This is a genomic window from Streptomyces sp. NBC_00986, from assembly GCF_045162565.1.
In the GTDB taxonomy this organism is placed as follows: domain Bacteria; phylum Actinomycetota; class Actinomycetes; order Streptomycetales; family Streptomycetaceae; genus Streptomyces.
In genome coordinates this window covers 8,511,236-8,528,719 of record NZ_CP108733.1, presented here as the reverse complement: position 1 = coordinate 8,528,719, position 17,484 = coordinate 8,511,236, and the positions used below count along the sequence as shown (strand labels likewise).

The 17,484-nt window shown below is 70.9% G+C and carries 18 protein-coding genes and 1 riboswitch; of the genes, 8 read left to right on the top strand and 10 right to left on the bottom strand.

Annotated features, from left to right (window positions below):
• Positions 1-80: 80 nt before the first annotated feature.
• From OG504_RS38180 to OG504_RS38170, 3 genes are all read right to left on the bottom strand, one after another.
• Complete coding sequence (locus tag OG504_RS38180) at positions 81-452, bottom strand: Rv2175c family DNA-binding protein (protein WP_043675439.1); 372 nt, start codon at positions 450-452, stop codon at positions 81-83.
• 64 nt (positions 453-516) lie between these two features.
• Positions 517-1,746, bottom strand: a complete 1,230-nt coding sequence (locus tag OG504_RS38175; protein WP_405993882.1) for an NAD(P)/FAD-dependent oxidoreductase — start codon at positions 1,744-1,746, stop codon at positions 517-519.
• 44 nt (positions 1,747-1,790) lie between these two features.
• Positions 1,791-2,129, bottom strand: a complete 339-nt coding sequence (locus OG504_RS38170; RefSeq protein ID WP_405993881.1) for a hypothetical protein — start codon at positions 2,127-2,129, stop codon at positions 1,791-1,793.
• Positions 2,130-2,180: 51 nt separating this feature from the next.
• Positions 2,181-2,292: riboswitch (TPP riboswitch) on the top strand.
• On the opposite strand from OG504_RS38170, the gene thiO reads away from it, so the two are divergent.
• The 5 genes from thiO to OG504_RS38145 all read left to right on the top strand — a co-directional run bounded on the left by thiO (position 2,290) and on the right by OG504_RS38145 (position 7,638).
• The gene (gene thiO / locus OG504_RS38165; protein ID WP_405993880.1) at positions 2,290-3,453 is read left to right on the top strand and encodes a glycine oxidase ThiO; all 1,164 of its coding nucleotides are present in this window, start codon (positions 2,290-2,292) and stop codon (positions 3,451-3,453) included. Its footprint overlaps the riboswitch before it by 3 nt.
• Positions 3,450-3,650 carry a sulfur carrier protein ThiS gene (thiS, locus tag OG504_RS38160; RefSeq protein WP_033284436.1) on the top strand — a complete coding sequence of 67 codons (201 nt, stop codon included), beginning with the start codon at positions 3,450-3,452 and terminating at the stop codon, positions 3,648-3,650. Before thiO ends, thiS begins: the two co-directional genes overlap by 4 nt.
• Positions 3,651-3,653: 3 nt before the next feature.
• A complete protein-coding gene (locus OG504_RS38155) occupies positions 3,654-4,448 on the top strand; it encodes a thiazole synthase (RefSeq protein ID WP_405993879.1) in 795 nt (264 codons plus the stop codon).
• A gap of 306 nt (positions 4,449-4,754) precedes the next feature.
• Positions 4,755-6,689, top strand: coding sequence for a Stk1 family PASTA domain-containing Ser/Thr kinase (gene pknB / locus OG504_RS38150; RefSeq protein ID WP_405993878.1), 1,935 nt, complete (start codon positions 4,755-4,757; stop codon positions 6,687-6,689).
• A 34-nt stretch (positions 6,690-6,723) separates the two neighbouring features.
• A complete protein-coding gene (locus OG504_RS38145) occupies positions 6,724-7,638 on the top strand; it encodes a deoxyribonuclease IV (RefSeq protein ID WP_405993877.1) in 915 nt (304 codons plus the stop codon).
• Between the two features lie 47 nt (positions 7,639-7,685).
• Here OG504_RS38145 and OG504_RS38140 read toward each other — a convergent pair whose 3' ends face one another.
• Positions 7,686-8,300: a sulfite oxidase-like oxidoreductase gene (locus tag OG504_RS38140; protein ID WP_405993876.1), complete on the bottom strand. Its 615-nt coding sequence runs from the start codon at positions 8,298-8,300 to the stop codon at positions 7,686-7,688.
• Positions 8,301-8,459: 159 nt separating this feature from the next.
• Here OG504_RS38140 and bfr point away from each other — a divergent pair, with 159 nt between their 5' ends.
• Positions 8,460-8,936 (top strand): bacterioferritin, encoded by a 477-nt coding sequence (gene bfr, locus OG504_RS38135; protein ID WP_019062355.1) that lies wholly within the window; start codon positions 8,460-8,462, stop codon positions 8,934-8,936.
• A gap of 13 nt (positions 8,937-8,949) precedes the next feature.
• On the opposite strand, the gene OG504_RS38130 is transcribed toward bfr, so the two are convergent.
• Entirely contained in the window at positions 8,950-9,228 is a 279-nt protein-coding gene (locus tag OG504_RS38130; protein ID WP_405993875.1) for a bacterioferritin-associated ferredoxin, read from the bottom strand.
• A gap of 152 nt (positions 9,229-9,380) precedes the next feature.
• Positions 9,381-10,733 (bottom strand): class II 3-deoxy-7-phosphoheptulonate synthase, encoded by a 1,353-nt coding sequence (locus tag OG504_RS38125; RefSeq protein ID WP_405993874.1) that lies wholly within the window; start codon positions 10,731-10,733, stop codon positions 9,381-9,383.
• A 96-nt stretch (positions 10,734-10,829) separates the two neighbouring features.
• On the opposite strand from OG504_RS38125, the gene OG504_RS38120 reads away from it, so the two are divergent.
• Together OG504_RS38120 and OG504_RS38115 are read left to right on the top strand one after the other, a co-directional pair.
• Positions 10,830-10,886 carry a trp operon leader peptide gene (locus OG504_RS38120; protein ID WP_073735655.1) on the top strand — a complete coding sequence of 19 codons (57 nt, stop codon included), beginning with the start codon at positions 10,830-10,832 and terminating at the stop codon, positions 10,884-10,886.
• Between the two features lie 96 nt (positions 10,887-10,982).
• On the top strand, positions 10,983-12,863 hold the full coding sequence (locus OG504_RS38115) for an anthranilate synthase family protein (RefSeq protein WP_405993873.1): 1,881 nt from the start codon (positions 10,983-10,985) through the stop codon (positions 12,861-12,863).
• Here OG504_RS38115 and OG504_RS38110 read toward each other — a convergent pair.
• The 4 genes from OG504_RS38110 to macS all read right to left on the bottom strand — a co-directional run bounded on the left by OG504_RS38110 (position 12,815) and on the right by macS (position 17,466).
• Positions 12,815-13,810 carry a 2-hydroxyacid dehydrogenase gene (locus OG504_RS38110; protein ID WP_405993872.1) on the bottom strand — a complete coding sequence of 332 codons (996 nt, stop codon included), beginning with the start codon at positions 13,808-13,810 and terminating at the stop codon, positions 12,815-12,817. The genes OG504_RS38115 and OG504_RS38110 overlap by 49 nt on opposite strands.
• A gap of 596 nt (positions 13,811-14,406) precedes the next feature.
• Positions 14,407-15,435 (bottom strand): 6-phosphofructokinase, encoded by a 1,029-nt coding sequence (locus OG504_RS38105; protein ID WP_033284427.1) that lies wholly within the window; start codon positions 15,433-15,435, stop codon positions 14,407-14,409.
• Positions 15,436-15,568: 133 nt separating this feature from the next.
• Positions 15,569-16,246 (bottom strand): response regulator, encoded by a 678-nt coding sequence (locus OG504_RS38100; protein WP_405993871.1) that lies wholly within the window; start codon positions 16,244-16,246, stop codon positions 15,569-15,571.
• The gene (gene macS, locus OG504_RS38095; protein ID WP_405993870.1) at positions 16,243-17,466 is read right to left on the bottom strand and encodes a MacS family sensor histidine kinase; all 1,224 of its coding nucleotides are present in this window, start codon (positions 17,464-17,466) and stop codon (positions 16,243-16,245) included. Before macS ends, OG504_RS38100 begins: the two co-directional genes overlap by 4 nt.
• Between the last annotated feature and the right edge of the window lie 18 nt (positions 17,467-17,484).

Genomic DNA, 17,484 nt, shown 5'->3' with positions numbered 1-17,484 from the left:
TGTCGTGCACGGGCCGCGGGCGGGGCCTTCTCAGGCAGGCCCTCGCGTCGCCGCGGCCCGTGCAACCTAGGTCGTGCGGGTCAGACGGCGAGCGCCTGGGCGCGGCGCTTCACCTCCGTGCCGCGATTCTCGCTCAGGGCCTGCGCGGGGGTGCCGGGCAGGCTGGGGTCGGGGGTGAAGAGCCATTCGAGCATCTCTTCGTCGGAGAAGCCGTCGTCCCGCAGGAGCGTCAGGGTCCCCGTGAGGCCCTTGACGACCTTCTGCTCGGCCCCGTCGATGAAGGCGGCGGGGACGTGCAGCGCGCGGTTCTCACCACGGCGTACGGCGATGACTTGGCCGTCCTTGACCAGCTGCCGCACGCGTGTCACCTCGACATCGAGCATCTCTGCGATGTCGGGCAGCGTGAGCCAGGCGGGGACGAGAGCATCGATCTTTGCGTCAATCTCGGTCACGTAAACAGCGTGCCATCCCGGACTGACAGTCGGAAGTCGGGCCGGTCCGACCCGGGGGGACGAACTAGGCGATAGCCGCCTTCATCGGGAGAGAAGCATCCGCCAGCAGCGCGTGATCCATCGGCGTGGCCGACTCGATCAGGCGGCGGCCCTGGGCCAGGTCACGGGGTCGGCCGACCGCCAGGAGGGCCACCAGACGGTCCCCGCGCAGCCAGCAGACGCTCCACGCCGGGGTGGCCGGGTCGCCGCGCCACAGGGTGGTGTCGGCGGACGCGTGGTGACCGGCGTACTGGACGAAGCGGCCGAACTGCTCCGACCAGAAGTACGGCACCGGGTCGTACACCGCCGGGCTCTCCCCCACGATGTTCGCGGCGACCGTGCGCGGGCCCTGGAGGGCGTTGTCCCAGTGATGGACCAGAAGTCGCTCGCCATACCTTCCCGAAGGGAAGGAGGCGCAGTCGCCGACCGCGTACACGTCCGGCACCGAGGTGCGCAGCCCGGCGTCGGCCAGGACCTCGCGGTGCGCGCCCAGTTCGATGCCGGAGCCCGCAAGCCAGGCGGTGGCGGGGCGGGCGCCGATGCCGACCACGACGGCGCCCGCGGGCAGCCGGGTGCCGTCGTCGAGGACCACCTCGCCGGGTTCGACGTGCGCCACGCGTGCGTGCGTCCGCAGTGTGGCTCCGGCGGCGGCGTACCAGGCTGCCATCGGCGCGGCCACCTCGGCGGGCAGCGCCCCCGCGAGCGGCCGGTCGGCTGCTTCTACGACGGTCACCGCGCAGCCCGCCTCTCGCGCGGCGGTGGCGAACTCGGCGCCGATCCAGCCCGCGCCGACGACCACGATGTCGTGCTGCCGCGCGAGCACCGGGCGCAGCCGCTCGGCATCGTCCAGGGTGCGCAGCAGATGCACTCCGGGGATGCCGTCGGCGCCCGGCAGCCGGATCGGTTCGGCACCGGTGGCGAGCACGAGGACGTCGTAGGGCACCGGGCCCTCGGCGGTGTCCAGTTCGTGGTCGGCGGGGCGCACGCCCACCACCTCGCGCCCCAGCTGCACCTCGATGCCGAGCGCCTCGAAGTCGACGTCGAAGGCGGAGCCCTCGGCCTTGCCGAGCAGGACGGCCTTGGAGAGCGGGGGCCGGTCGTAGGGCTGATGGGGTTCCGCGCCGATCAGGGTGACGGTGCCGGTGAAGCCCTGCTCCCGTAGCGCGACCGCGGTCTGCACCCCGGCCATGCCCGCGCCGACGACGACCACGCGCCGCCCTGCCACCGTGCCCTGGTCCCGCGTCTGCTCGCTCACTCGATCACCATAGACACCTGACAATTTGTCAGTCAGCGGGCGCGTCAGGTGACCTGTTCCACAACGCTGGTCCCGTTTCCCTCCCGGGACTCCCACTCCCAGGTCTCGTCGAGGCGAATGCGGCCGTCGGGCAGCTCGACCACGTCGGACACGCAGTGCCCGCTGGACGTCATCCCGTCGGTCTTCAACTGCACGTACCGGAAGTCGATCCGGTCCCCCGCGCGCGTGCCGACGAGACGCCCCCGTACGACGTCGCCGCCCGCGTACTCGGCCCAGATCTCGCCGTCCTGCTCGTGGTACGTGAACCGGGTGCGGGTGCCGACCTGACCTGGGGCCTGGTCCGCGACGGGGGCGAGGACGAGACCGTCGAGCGAGCGGGCCATGGACAGAGGCTCCCTTACTGGCACACAGGGCACGGGCTAGGGTGGCAAACGTAAAGCACTCGCGGGAGTCCGGGCGTACCGGGCTGAGAGGGAGGCTGGCGGCCTCCGACCGTACGAACCTGATCCGGGTCATGCCGGCGAAGGGAGGGGCTGGACGCCCATGCCTGCACACACCTCAGACGTCCTCGTCGTCGGGGGCGGGATCATCGGCCTGGTCACGGCCTGGCGCGCGGCCCAACGCGGCTTCTCCACAGCCGTGGTGGACCCGGAGCCGGGCGGCGGGGCCGCCCAGGTGGCCGCCGGGATGCTGGCCGCCGTCACCGAACTCCACTACGGCGAACAGACCCTGCTCGCCCTCAACCTCGCCTCGGCGCACCGCTACCCGGACTTCGCGGCCGAGCTGACCGACCTCACCGGCCTCGACCTCGGCTACCGCCGCTGCGGCACGCTGGCCGTCGCCCTGGACGCCGACGACCGCGCCCATCTGCGTGAACTGCACGCCCTGCAGCACCAGTCGGGGCTCGACTCCGAGTGGCTGTCGGGGCGCGAGTGCCGTCGCCTGGAGCCGATGCTCGCGCCGGGCGTGCGCGGGGGGCTCAGAGTCGACGGGGACCACCAGGTCGACCCGCGGCGGCTGGCGGGCGCGCTGGTGGCCGCCTGCGAGCGTGCCGGGGTCGTCTTCCACCGGACCTGGGTCGAGCGGCTCACGGTCGCGCGGGACCGCGCCACGGGGGTCGTCACGCGCGAGGACGAGGTGCTCGGCACGGACCAAGTCGTGCTCGCGGGCGGCAGCCTCAGCGGGCAGCTGCAGGGGATCCCTGCCGACGTCCTGCCGCCCGTACGGCCCGTGAAGGGGCAGGTGCTGCGGCTGACCGTGCCCGAGCGTCACGCGCCGTTCCTGAGCCGGACCGTGCGGGCCGTGGTGCGTGGCAGCCAGGTGTACCTCGTGCCGCGCGAGAACGGCGAGCTGGTCGTCGGCGCGACCAGCGAGGAACTGGGCTGGGACACGACCGTCACGGCCGGCGGTGTCTACGAACTGCTGCGCGACGCCCACGAGTTGGTCCCCGGGATCACCGAACTGCCGCTCACCGAGACCCGGGCCGGACTACGCCCGGGGTCCCCCGACAACGCGCCGCTGCTCGGCCCGACCGCGCTTCCGGGACTGCTGCTGGCCACCGGGCACTACCGCAACGGTGTGCTGCTGACCCCGGTCACCGGCGACGCCCTGGCGCACGCCCTGAGCACCGGTGAACTCCCGGACGAGGCACGCCCGTTCACCCCGAAGCGGTTCGCCCGCACGCACCTCGTGGAGCAGCCCGCATGAATATCTCCGTCAACGGCGAGCACCAGGAGATCGCTCCCGGCACGCCCCTCGACGTACTCGTACGGTCCCTCACCCCGGCCCCCTCCGGAGTGGCCGCCGCCCTCAACGAAACCGTCGTCCCGCGCGCGGAGTGGACATCGACCTCCCTCTCCGAGGGAGACCGCGTCGAGGTCCTCACCGCCGTCCAAGGAGGCTGACCCATGGCCGACGACCCCTTCGTCCTCGGTGGTACGTCCTTCACGTCCCGGCTGATCATGGGCACCGGGGGCGCCCCCAGCCTCGACGTCCTGGAGCGCGCGCTGGTGGCCTCCGGTACGGAGCTGACGACGGTCGCGATGCGGCGCGTCAACGCTTCCGTGCACGGCTCGGTGCTGTCCGTGCTGGAGCGGCTCGGTATCCGGGTGCTGCCCAACACCGCGGGCTGTTTCACGGCGGGCGAGGCCGTGTTGACGGCGCGGTTGGCGCGGGAGGCCCTGGGGACCTCGCTGATCAAGCTCGAAGTGATCGCGGACGAGCGCACGTTGCTGCCGGACCCGATCGAACTCCTCGACGCCGCCGAGACGTTGGTCGACGACGGGTTCACGGTGCTGCCGTACACGAACGACGATCCCGTGCTGGCGCGGAAGCTGGAGGACGTCGGGTGTGCGGCGATCATGCCGCTCGGGTCGCCGATCGGTTCCGGGCTCGGGATCCGCAACCCGCACAACTTCCAGTTGATCACCGGGCACGCGCGTGTGCCGGTGATTCTGGACGCGGGGGCGGGTACGGCGTCCGACGCGGCGTTCGCGATGGAGCTGGGGTGTGCCGGTGTGATGCTTGCCTCGGCGGTGACGCGGGCGCAGGAGCCGGTGTTGATGGCCTCCGCGATGCGCGGCGCGGTGGAGGCGGGGCGGCTGGCGTTCCGGGCGGGGCGTATCCCCCGCCGGCATTTCGCCTCGGCGTCCTCTCCTGCGGAGGGCCTGGCGGTACTGGATCCCGAACGACCCGCTTTCTAGGCACCCTGCACCGCACTTCCGCCTCGTCTCCCACTCGCGCACCACCCGTTTCCGGTCGGCCAAGAGGTGAACCACTCCCGTGGGGGTCCCCGCCGTCGGCGGCTGCCGGTAGGCGGTCGGCCGCGTGGAACTTCGCGGAGGGTCCCGGCTGCCGCTGGGCGGCCGGTCGTCACCCGTGCTCCGCCTCACAGGCCGGCCGTAGACACCCGCCCCACCATGAGGTATCCGTCACAGGTCGGCTGCAGTACCGCCTCGAAACCGGGCGAAAGGGCCGTGCTTTCAGCCCTGGCTCGTACACTCACCTGCGTGGATACGACCCTTCATGACCCTCTCGTCGGGCAGTTGCTCGACGGCCGCTATCGCGTCGACGCGCGGATCGCCGTCGGCGGGATGGCCACGGTCTACCGGGCCGTGGACACCCGCCTGGACCGGGTTCTCGCGCTCAAGGTGATGCACCCGACGCTGGCGGCCGACGGCCACTTCGTGGACCGGTTCATCCGCGAGGCGAAGTCCGTGGCGCGGCTGGCGCATCCGAACGTGGTGCAGGTCTTCGACCAGGGCGCCGACCGGTCGTACGTCTATCTGGCGATGGAGTACGTCGCCGGCTGCACCCTGCGGGACGTGCTGCGCGAGCGCGGGGCGCTGCAGCCCCGCGCCGCCCTGGACATTCTGGAGCCGGTGCTGGCCGCGCTCGGTGCCGCGCACCGGGCCGGGTTCGTGCACCGGGACATGAAGCCGGAGAACGTGCTCATAGGGGACGACGGCCGGGTCAAGGTCGCCGACTTCGGGCTGGTCAGGTCCGTGGACACGGTCACCAGCACCACGGGGTCCGTGCTCGGCACGGTGTCGTATCTCGCGCCGGAGCAGATCGAGGGCACCACCGCCGACCCCCGGGTCGACGTGTACGCGTGCGGTGTCGTCCTCTACGAGATGCTCACCGGCCAGAAGCCGCACGACGGGGACTCCGCCGCGGTCGTGCTCTACAAGCACCTGCACGAGGACGTCCCGCCGCCCTCGGCCGTCGTGCCGGGGCTGGCGTACGAGCTGGACGAGCTGGTCGCCACCTCCACCGCGCGCACCCCGGACCTGCGGCCGTACGACGCGGTCGCGCTGTTCGGTCTGGTCCGCGAGGCGCGGGCGGGGCTGAGCGACGGGCAGCTGGACGCGGTGCCGCCGCAGGCGCTGACCTCGGAGTATCCCAACGCCGAGAACCGTACGAGTGTGATCCCGCGCTCGCTGACCGTGCCGCGTCCGCTGCCCGTCAACGAGGACGACGAGCCCGGTGACCCGTTCAACCGGACCAGCCGGTTCGAGAGCGGGCCGCCGCTGCCGCCCCGGCGGCGCGAGGCGCGGCGGCCCCGGCGCGGGCTGCTGGCGATCGTCGCCGCCCTGCTGCTGATCGTCGGGGTCGGGGCGGGCGTCTGGTACATCAACTCCGGCCAGTTCACCAAGGTCCCGCCGCTGCTGGCGAAGACCGAGGCACAGGCGAAGGAGCGGCTCAAGGACGCCGGTCTCGACGTCAAGAAGGTCGACCACGCGTACAGCGACACCGTGAAGCGCGGCACGGTCATCAGCACCGACCCGGAGTCCGGCGCCCGCATCCGGGACAACGACTCGGTGGCCCTGACCGTCTCGGACGGCCCGGAGACCGTGAAGGTCCCCGACCTCACGGGCACCCGCCTGGCCAGGGCGCAGACCCTGCTGAAGCAGGACGGGCTGGCGGCCGGCATGGTCACCAGGAAGTTCAGCGACGACGTCCCCAAGGGCTTCGTGATCAGCACGGACCCGGAGGCGGGCACGAGCCGCCACGCGGGCTCGGCGATAGCCCTGACCGTCAGCAAGGGCAGCGCGGTCGACGTGCCCGACGTCACCGGTGAGGACCTGGACGACGCGAAGTCGGACCTCCAGGAGGCCGGTCTCACCGTGAAGGTGTCGGACACCGAGATCACCTCGGAGTACGACGCGGGCCAGGTCGCCCAGCAGACCCCGGCCGGCGACAGCCAGGCCGCCGAGGGCGACACGGTGACGCTGACGCTGTCCAAGGGCCCGGAGATGGTCGAGGTCCCGAGCGTGGTCGGCGCGAGCGTCGACGCGGCGACGAAGCTCCTTGAGCAGTCCGGCTTCGAGGTCAAGGAGGACCGGGGCCTGCTCGGTCTGTTCGGCGACACCGTGAAAAGCCAGTCCGTGGACGCGGGCGAGCAGGCTCCCAAGGGGTCGACGATCACGATCACCATCCGGTGACGGGGGCGGCACGCGCGCGTGACACCCTGGACGGGTGAGCAGCGAGTCCCCTTCCAGCGCCGCCGGATCCCCTTCCAGCGCCCCCGAGTTCCCTTCCCGCAACCCGGTCGGCGGCCATGTCCCGGTCGCCGGCGGCCTCCACTCCGTAGGGCTGTCCTACGCCCGTGAGCTGGCCGCCGAGACCGTGCAGGTCTTCGTCGCCAACCCGCGCGGCTGGGCCACACCGGTCGGGAACCCGCGCCAGGACGAGGAGTTCCGCGCGGCCTGCGAGGCCGGGTCGATCCCGGCGTACGTGCACGCCCCGTACCTGATCAACTTCGGCTCTCACACCCAGGCCACCGTGGAGAAGTCCGTCGATTCGCTACGGCACTCGCTGCGGCGCGGGCGGGAGATCGGCGCGCTCGGTGTCGTCGTGCACACCGGGAGTGCGACGGGCGGGCGGGAGCGGTCGGTGGCGCTGGCCCAGGTGCGGGAGCATCTGCTGCCGCTGCTCGACGAGTTGACCCATGACGACGACCCGTTCCTGCTCCTGGAGTCGACGGCCGGCCAGGGTTCCTCGCTGTGTTCCCGGACCTGGGACTTCGGGCCGTACTTCGACGCGCTGGACGCCCATCCGAAGCTGGGTGTCTGCCTGGACACATGCCACATCTTCGCCGCCGGGCACGACCTGACCGGCCCGAGCGGCATGCACCAGACCCTCGGCCTGCTGGTGGACACGGTCGGCGAGGGCCGGCTGAAGCTGATCCACGCCAACGACTCCAAGGACGTCGTCGGCGCCCACAAGGACCGGCACGAGAACATCGGCTCCGGCCACATCGGCGAGGATCCGTTCCGTGCCCTGATGACCCACCCGGCGACCGCGGGCGTACCGCTGATCATCGAGACACCCGGGGGCAAGGAAGGGCATGCGGCGGATGTGGAGCGGCTGAAGAAGCTCAGGGACTCATAGCCCCGAAGGGCTCACGGCCTGGAAGGGGCTCACGGCCTGGAAGGGGCTCACAGCTCGGGTCCCTCGCCGGGCCCCTCCTGGTACGAGTACCGCTGCTCCTGCCAGGGATCCCCCACGTTGTGATAGCCCCGCTCCTCCCAGAACCCCCGCCGGTCCGCCGTCATGTACTCGACGCCCCGGACCCACTTCGGGCCCTTCCAGGCGTACAGGTGGGGGACGACCAGGCGGAGCGGGAAGCCGTGTTCCGCGGTGAGGAGTTCGCCGTCCTTGTGGGTGGCGAAGATGGTGCCGTCGGCGGCGAAGTCGGCCAGGCGGAGGTTGGCGCTGAAGCCGTACTCCGCCCAGACCATGACGTGCGTGACCGTGGGTGCCGGCGGGGCGGTCTCCAGGATCGTGCGGGCGGGGATGCCGCCCCATTCGGCGCCGAGCATGCTGAACTTCGTGACGCAGTGCAGATCGGCGACCACGGAGTCGTAGGGCAGGGCTGTGAACTCGTCGTGGTTCCAGCAGTGCTTGTCGCCGTCGGCGGTGGCGCCGAAGACCCTGAACTCCCAGCGCTCGGGGCGGAACTTGGGCACCGGTCCGTAGTGCGTCACCGGCCAGCCGCGCTGGAGCCGCTGGCCCGGCGGAAGCTCGGACTGTTCGACCCCTCTCTGACCCATGACTCCATCCTGACAGACCGGGAGCGGTGCACATGACCGGCTCTGGGCGGATTCGGGCAACTCCTACTAAGCATGCACTTACTGGACGACGTCTTCGCGCCGGTGCAATCATGCGGCGCAACCCGCCAGTTACCCCCGTTTTTGGAAGGAGCCTCTGCGATGCAGGGCGACCCCGAGGTCCTCGAGTTCCTGAACGAGCAGCTCACCGGTGAGCTGACCGCGATCAACCAGTACTGGCTGCACTACCGCATCCAGGACAACAACGGCTGGACCAAGCTCGCCAAGTACACGCGTGAAGAGTCCATCGACGAGATGAAGCACGCGGACAAGATCACCGAGCGCATCCTGATGCTCGACGGTCTGCCGAACTACCAGCGGCTGTTCCACGTCCGGGTCGGCCAGACGGTCACCGAGATGTTCCAGGCGGACCGGCAGGTGGAGGTCGAGGCGATCGACCGCCTCAAGCGCGGGATCGAGGTGATGCGCACGAAGGGCGACATCACGTCGGCCAACATCTTCGAGGACATCCTCGAGGACGAGGAGCACCACATCGACTACCTCGACACGCAGCTCCAGCTGATCGAGCAGCTCGGCGAGGCGCTCTACATCGCGCAGCAGATCGAGCAGCCCAGCTGAGACGCGTCCGGTCCTAGGCCGCGTCCTCCAGCCCGGCCAGTCCGGTCAGCTCCGCCAACTCGCTCAGTCCGGCCACCTCCGCGAGCACCGGCTCGCCCTGGTCGGCCAGCTCGCGGCGCGGGCAGGCGCCCCGGCCCAGCAAAGCCTGGATACGGCGTACGCACGACCCGCAGTCGGTGCCCGCCTTGCAGGCCGACGCTATCTGCCGGGGGGTGCAGGCACCGCCCTCCGCGTGCTTCGCCACCTGCGCCTCGGTCACACCGAAGCAGTTGCAGACGTACACGCGGGTCACCTCCCGGGCGGGATCGAAGGTCGTCGTGCCATCCCGTTAATCGGTGAGGCTAACCTAACCTTACCCGCCGCGCCGGAGCTGTAAAAGTGCTGTGGGGCGGGGATCGTATGTGATCCCCGCCCCACGGCACACTGCTGTAACAGGTGAAACGGTTACTGGTCCCTGTACATCTCGGCGACGAGGAAGGCCAGGTCAAGCGACTGGCTGCGGTTGAGGCGCGGGTCGCAGGCCGTCTCGTAGCGCTGGTGCAGATCGTCGACGAAGATCTCGTCGCCGCCGCCCACGCACTCGGTGACATCGTCGCCCGTGAGCTCGACGTGGATGCCGCCCGGGTGGGTGCCGAGGCCCTTGTGGACCTCGAAGAAGCCCTTCACCTCGTCGAGCACGTCGTCGAAGCGTCGGGTCTTGTGACCGGAGGCCGCCTCGTACGTGTTGCCGTGCATCGGGTCGGTGATCCAGGCGACGGTCGCGCCGGACGCGGTGACCTTCTCGACCAGCTCGGGCAGCTTGTCGCGGACCTTGTCCGCGCCCATCCGCACGATGAAGGTGAGGCGGCCGGGCTCGCGGTCCGGGTCGAGACGCTCGATGTACCGCAGCGTGTCCTCGGCGGTCGTCGTCGGACCGAGCTTGATGCCGATCGGGTTGCGGATCTGCGAGGCGAACTCGATGTGCGCGCCGTCCAGTTGACGGGTGCGCTCGCCGATCCACACCATGTGCCCGGAGACGTCGTAGAGCCGGCCGGTGCGGGAGTCGACCCGGGTCAGGGCCGACTCGTAGTCCAGCAGGAGCGCCTCGTGCGAGGAGTAGAACTCGACGGTCTTGAACTCCTCCGGGTCCGTGCCGCAGGCCCGCATGAAGTTCAGCGCGCTGTCGATCTCGCGCGCGAGCTGCTCGTAGCGCTGGCCGGACGGGGACGACTTCACGAAGTCCTGGTTCCAGGCGTGCACCTGGCGCAGGTCGGCGTAACCGCCGGTGGTGAAGGCGCGGACCAGGTTGAGCGTGGAGGCGGACGCGTTGTACATCCGCTTCAGGCGCTCGGGGTCCGGGATGCGGGACTTCTCGTCGAAGGCGAAGCCGTTGACCGAGTCGCCGCGGTACGTCGGCAGCGTCACGCCGTCACGGGTCTCGGTGCCCTTGGAGCGCGGCTTCGAGTACTGGCCGGCGATCCGGCCGACCTTCACGACCGGCACGGAGGCCGCGTACGTGAGGACGGCGCCCATCTGGAGCAGGGTCTTCAGCTTGTTGCGGATGTGGTCGGCGGACACCGCGTCGAAGGCCTCGGCGCAGTCGCCGCCCTGGAGCAGGAACGCCTCTCCCTTGGCGACGGCCGCCAACCGGGCGCGCAGCTGGTCGCACTCGCCCGCGAAGACGAGCGGCGGATACGACTCGAGCTCCGCGATCACTGCGCGCAGAGCCTCGGTGTCGGGGTACTCGGGCTGCTGCGCCGCGGGCAGGTCTCGCCAGGTGTTGCCAGCGCTGGCGCTGGTCTTAGCGTTCACGGTCACGCCCTCAACATTACGGGGTCGTGTCGAGCTATTTTCGCGCGGCTCGACAGGTGAGACACCCTCACGCTCAGGTGGGCGTGGGGTAGGGTGCGCTCCATGTTCGCGCATTCGACCCGTAATTGGTGGTGGACCGCTCATCCGGCGGCCCACTGACTGCGCGTACTCCCAGTACTCCGCGAAGGCCGCCCGAGGGGCGGCCTTCGGTGTGTCCGGGGTCCGTTCCTCTCCACGAGAAGGAACCAAGGACCCATGCATCTGGACGACCTGCTCAGCGATCCCCGCCCGTTCGCCCTGCTGCGCCGTCGCACCCCGGGCCACGACCAGGACGTGATGGAGGTCATGCTCGGCCCGGTCGCCTCCTACGACCGCCTCGCCGACCTCCCGGCCGAGGGCCTGGCCCTCATCCCCTACCGCCAGATCCGCGAACGCGGCTTCGACGTCCGCGACGACGGCACCCCGCTGACCTTCCTCACGCCCGAGGAGTCGTACGAGATCCCGCTCGCCGACGCCCTGGCACAGCTGCCCGCGCACGACGTCCGGGTCGAGGGCGGTGGCTTCGACGTCGACGACGAGGCCTACGGCGAGATCGTCGGGCGGGTGCTGCGGGAGGAGATCGGGCGCGGCGAGGGCGCCAACTTCGTCATCCGGCGGACGTACGAGGGCGAGATCCCGGGGTACGGCAGGGCCGAGGCGCTGGCGTTGTTCCGGCGGCTGCTGGTCGGGGAGCGGGGCGCGTACTGGACGTTCGTCGTGCACACCGGGGAGCGGACGCTCGTGGGCGCGAGTCCTGAGGTGCACGTCCGGATGTCGGGCGGGACCGTCGTCATGAACCCGATCAGCGGGACGTACCGCTATCCCGCCGAGGGGCCGACGCCCGAGCATCTGCTGGATTTCCTGGCCGACGGCAAGGAGATCGAGGAGCTGTCGATGGTCGTCGACGAGGAGCTCAAGATGATGTGCACGGTCGGCGACATCGGCGGGGTCGTGATCGGGCCGCGGCTGAAGGAGATGGCCCATCTCGCGCACACCGAGTACGAGTTGCGCGGCCGGTCCTCGCTGGATGTGCGCGAGGTCCTGAAGGAGACGATGTTCGCGGCGACCGTCACCGGGTCGCCGGTGCAGAACGCCTGCCGGGTCATCGAGCGGCACGAGGTCGGCGGGCGCGGTTACTACGCCGGTGCGCTGGCGCTGATCGGCCGGGACTCCGGCGGCGCGCAGACCCTCGACTCCCCCATCCTCATCCGCACCGCCGACATCGACCCGGCCGGCCGGCTGCGGGTGCCGGTCGGCGCCACCCTGGTCCGCGGTTCGGACCCGGCGAGCGAGGTCGCGGAGACCCACGCGAAGGCGGCGGGGGTCCTGGCGGCTCTCGGCGTACGACCGTCCCGGCCGCGGGACGAGAGCGCGCGGCCCCGGCTGGCCGACGACCCACGCGTGCGTGCCGCGCTCGACGGGCGCCGCGGCTCGCTCGCCCCGTTCTGGCTCCGGATGCAGGAGCGGTCCGAGGAGCTGACCGGGCACGCGCTGGTCGTCGACGGGGAGGACACCTTCACGGCGATGCTCGCGCATGTGCTGCGGTCGAGCGGGCTCGACGTGACCGTGCGACGGTACGACGAGGAGGGGCTGCGGGAGGCGGTGCTCGCGCACGAGGGGCCCGTGGTGCTGGGGCCCGGGCCGGGTGACCCCTCCGACACGGCCGACCCGAAGATGCGGTTCCTGCGGGCGCTGACCGCCGAGGTCCTCCGGGCGAACCGGCACGGCGTCCTCGGCGTGTGCCTCGGACACGAGCTGATCGCGGCGGAGCTGGGCCTGGAGATCGTACGGAAGGAGGTTCCGTACCAGGGGGCGCAGACGGTGATCGATCTGTTCGGGCGGGCGGAGACCGTCGGGTTCTACAACAGCTTCGTGGCGCGGTGCGACGACGAGTCCGCCGTGGAGCTGGGCGCCCATGACGTGGAGGTGAGCCGGAACGGGACCGGGGAGGTGCACGCGTTGCGGGCTCCCGGCTTCGCCTCGGTCCAGTTCCACCCGGAGTCGGTGCTGACGCTCAACGGGGCTGCTGTCGTACGGGAGTTGGTGGGTCAGCTGCGTGGGACGAGCACGTTCTCGGAGCGCCGGCCTGCCGTGTAGTCGAGGACGTTCCGGACGGTGGCCTCGATGATCTGGCCGACGGCGTCCTCGGTGTAGTACGCCTGGTGGGAGGTGACCAGGACGTTCGGGAAGGTGACCAGGCGGGCCAGGGTGTCGTCGTCGACGGCCTCCAGGGACTTGTCGAGGAAGAACAGGCCCGCCTCCGCCTCGTAGACGTCCAGGCCCACGCCCGTGAAGCGGCCCTCGCGGAGTTCGGCGACGAGGGCCGCGGTGTCGATCAGGCCGCCGCGGCTGGAGTTGACGAGGATCGCGTCGTCCTTCATCACCTTCAGGGCGTCCGCGTCGATGAGCCGCTGGGTCGCCGGCATCAGCGGGACGTGCAGGGTGACCAGGTCGGACTCGGCGAGGAGCTGGTCCTTGGGGACGTAGGACATGCCGAGTTCCACGCAGGCCGGGTTCTCGGTGACGTCCCAGCCGAGCAGGCGCATGCCGAAGCCGTGGGCGATCCGGGTGAACGCCTCGCCGATCTTTCCGGTGCCGAGGACGCCGACCGTGCGGCCGCGCAGGTCGCGGCCCATCAGGCCGTCGAGCCGGAAGTCGAAGTCGCGGGTGCGGGTCGCCGCGCGGACGATACGGCGGTTCACGGCCATCGCGAGGGTCCAGGCGAACTCGGCGACGGAGTACGGGGAGTAGGAGGAGACGCGGGCGACTGTCAGGCCGAGGCGTTCGGCGACGTCGAGGTCGATGTTGTTGAAGCCGGTGGAGCGCTGGGCGATGAGCTGGGTGCCGCCGGCTGCGAGGGTCTGCAGGACGCGGGGGTTCAGGTCGGCGTTGACGCTCGTGGAGATGATCTCGTGGCCGGCGGCGATCGGTGCGGTGTCCTCGTCGAGGAAGACGCTCAGGCAGCGGATGTCGTGGTGGCCGGTGAACGCGCGCTCGATCAGCGGCTTCTCGTCGGCCTGGACACCGAAGGCAAGGATCTCCACGACCGCTCCCGTTCTGTGGGGTTATGGGCCGAATATACGACCCATGACCCCACAGCGCCGGTCCAGCCGACCCTGCCGGACCAGGCCTTTCGAGCGGCCCTGCCGGTTCGGCCGGATCAGTCGGGTCCACCGGATCCACCGGGTGCCGCCGCCGGATCCACCGGGTGCCGCCGCCGGTTCGGCCGGGTGCCGCCGCCACTGCGGGCGGTTCCGCGGGATCAGCCGATCCGAGCCGTTCCGCCGGGACAGCCGATCCGAGCCGTTCCGCCGGGCGCCTCAGGCGCTGCCGCTGCGGGCGGTTCGGCCGGATTCGACCCTCCAACCCCTTCCACCGGAACAGCCGGTCCGACCGGTTCCGCCAGAACAGCGGGATCGGCCCGTTCCGCCAGAACAGCAGGGTAGGGCCGTCCCGCCGGGCGCCTCAGGCGCCGCCGCTGCGGGCGGTTCGGCCGGATCCGACCCTCCAACCCCTTCCACCGGAACAGCCGGTCCGACCCGTCCGACCCGATCGGTCCGTTTCGCCGGATCAGCCGGATCAGCCGGATCCGGCCTTCCGCGGTTCCACCCGGTCCGCGAGTTCCGCCCGTTTCGTCGGCTCAGCCGAAGAACACCCCGACCTCCTCGTACAGCTTCGGGTCGACCGTCTTCAGTTGGGCCGTGGCCTCCGCGATCGGTACGCGGACGATGTCCGTGCCGCGCAGGGCGACCATCTTGCCGAAGTCGCCGTCGCGGACGGCCTCGATGGCGTGCAGGCCGAAGCGGGTGGCGAGCCAGCGGTCGAAGGCGCTGGGCGTGCCGCCGCGCTGGATGTGGCCGAGGACGGTGGTGCGGGCCTCCTTGCCGGTGCGCTTCTCCAGTTCCTTGGCCAGCCATTCGCCCACCCCGGACAGCCGGACGTGTCCGAAGGAGTCGAGGGTGCCGTCCTTGAGGACCACGTCGCCGTCCTTCGGCATGGCCCCCTCCGCGACGACCACGATCGGGGCGTACGACGCCTTGAAGCGGGACGTGATCCAGGCGCACACCTGGTCGACGTCGAAGCGCTGCTCGGGGATGAGGATGACGTTGGCGCCGCCCGCGAGGCCGGAGTGGATGGCGATCCAGCCGGTGTGCCGGCCCATGACCTCGCAGACCAGGATGCGCATGTGCGACTCGGCGGTGGTGTGCAGCCGGTCGATCGCCTCGGTGGCGATGCCGACGGCGGTGTCGAAGCCGAAGGTGTAGTCGGTGGCGGACAGGTCGTTGTCGATGGTCTTCGGTACGCCGACGCACGGCACGCCGCTCTCGTCCCAGAGCCGCGCGGCCACGCCGAGGGTGTCCTCGCCGCCGATCACGATGAGCGCGTCGACCTCCTGCGCGGCGAGGTTGGCCTTGATGCGCTGGATGCCGTTCTCCAGCTTCAACGGGTTGGTGCGGGAGGAGCCGAGGATGGTGCCGCCGCGGGGCAGGATGCCGCGCACGGCGGGGATGTCGAGCCGGACGGTGTCACCTTCGAGCGGGCCTCGCCAGCCGTCCCGGTAGCCGACGAAGTCGTAGCCGTACTCCTGTACGCCCTTGCGGACGATGCCCCGGATGACGGCGTTGAGTCCGGGGCAGTCGCCGCCTCCGGTCAGTACTCCGACGCGCATGGAAATATCCCTTCGCCGCGGTTTCCTGTGAGAGCCACGCTAATGGTGATCCAGGTCACAGAGGGATGGGCGGGAAGGTCAATTCGGCTGAATTATGGGGGAGTTGATCTACGCGCCGGATCAACTCGTGGGTCTACGCGTCGTCGAGGCCGCGCTCTATCGCGTACCGGACCAGCTCGACCCGGTTGTGCAACTGCAGCTTGCCCAGGGTGTTTTGGACATGGTTCTGGACCGTGCGGTGCGAGATGACGAGACGCTCGGCGATCTGCTTGTAGCTCAGGCCCTTGGCGACCAGGCGCAGCACTTCGGTCTCGCGGTCGGTGAGTTGGGGCGCCTTGGGCTGGTCGCCGTCGGTGGCCGGTACCGGGTCGGAGGCCAGGCGGCGGTACTCGCCGAGAACCAGTCCGGCGAGCCCGGGTGTGAACACCGGGTCGCCGACCGCGGTCCGCCGCACCGCGTCCAACAGCTCTTCCGTGGAAGCCGACTTGAGCAGATAGCCGGTCGCTCCCGACTTCACCGCCTCCAGCACATCGGCGTGCTCGCCGCTCGCGGAGAGGACCAGGACACGCAACGCCGGGTTGGCGCCCACCAGTTCCTTGCAGACCTGGACACCGGGCATCTGCGGGAGGTTCAGGTCGAGGACGAGGACGTCCGGGGCGGCGGCCTTCGCCCGGCGTACCGCCTGCTCGCCGTCACCGGCGGTGGCGACCACGTCGAAGCCGGACTCGGCCAGGTCGCGGGCGACCGCGTCGCGCCACATCGGGTGGTCGTCCACCACCATGACCCTGATCGGGCCCTGCTGCTCACTCATCGTGTCCCCGCCTTCCCCCGCGCTTTCGGTACCTTCAGCTCAACTTCCGTGCCCTGCCCGGGAATCGAGACCAGCTCGGCGCTCCCACCGAGGTCCCGCAACCGCCCCCGGATCGACAGGGCGACCCCGAGCCGCCCCTCCCCCTCGGCCTGCGCGAGCCGCCCCTCGGGAATCCCGGGCCCGTCGTCCCGCACGGTCACGACGACCTCCCGGGGTTCGTCCTCGACCAGGATCCACGCCCGCGCGTCCTCACCGGCATGCCTGCGCACATTGTCCAGCGCGGCCCCGACCGCGGCGGCCAGCTCCTTCGCCGCAGGCGCGGGCAAGGGCACCGGAGCCCCGGGCTCGGCGAAACTCACCTTCGCGGCGGCGTACGGCGCGAGCAGCGACCGCAGATCGACCGGCCCGTCGTCGTCGGGTTCTTCGGCTTCTACTTCCACGGCCCTCACGACCGCGCCCTCCGCCGCGTCCAGCGACACCCGGGACACCGGCACCAGGACGCCGGAGACCAGGGTGCGCAGCGCGATCTCCTGCTCGCCCGCCATCCGGCCCAGCTCGCCCGCCTCGCCGCCGAGGACGGCACCGCGCCGCTGGACCATCGCCAGCACCTGGAGGACTCCGTCGTGGATGTCGCGGGCGAGGCGCTCCCGTTCCCGGGTGGTGGCCTCGATCTCCAGGGCGCGGGCGAGGGTGCGCTCGGAGGCGCGGGCGACCTCCACGACGTAGCCGATGGCGATGGAGGCGACCCAGACGAGGACGACGTTGTGGACGGTGTCGCGGGCCGGGGAGCCGCGCTCGATCAGGTTGGCGACGGCGACCGGGGTGGAGGCGAACGCGGCCCAGCGCCAGCCGCCCTTGATGGCGTAGGCGAGGACCGAGCCGGCGGTCCATATCGACGGCAGGGTGGGGCCGCCGCTCGAGATGTGGTGGTCGTCGGCCGCGAGCGGGGTGAGGACGATGCCGGTCAGCGCGATCGCGAGGTCGACGGCGAGGAAGCGCTTGGTGCAGGCGACCGCGCTCTGCACCCGGGGCAGGGTGGCGAGCGTCCAGACGAACAGGACGACGTAGAAGGCGATGGCGATGCCGGGGCGGTCGAACTCGTCGTAGGCGGAGGCGAACAGCCCGATCGCGTACAGCATGGTCAGCACGCGGTAGCCGCTCAGGGCACGCCAGAGCGGCTGCTCGACGGACATCCTGACGACGCGTACCTGCTTGGCCATCTCCCCCACCCCCGACAC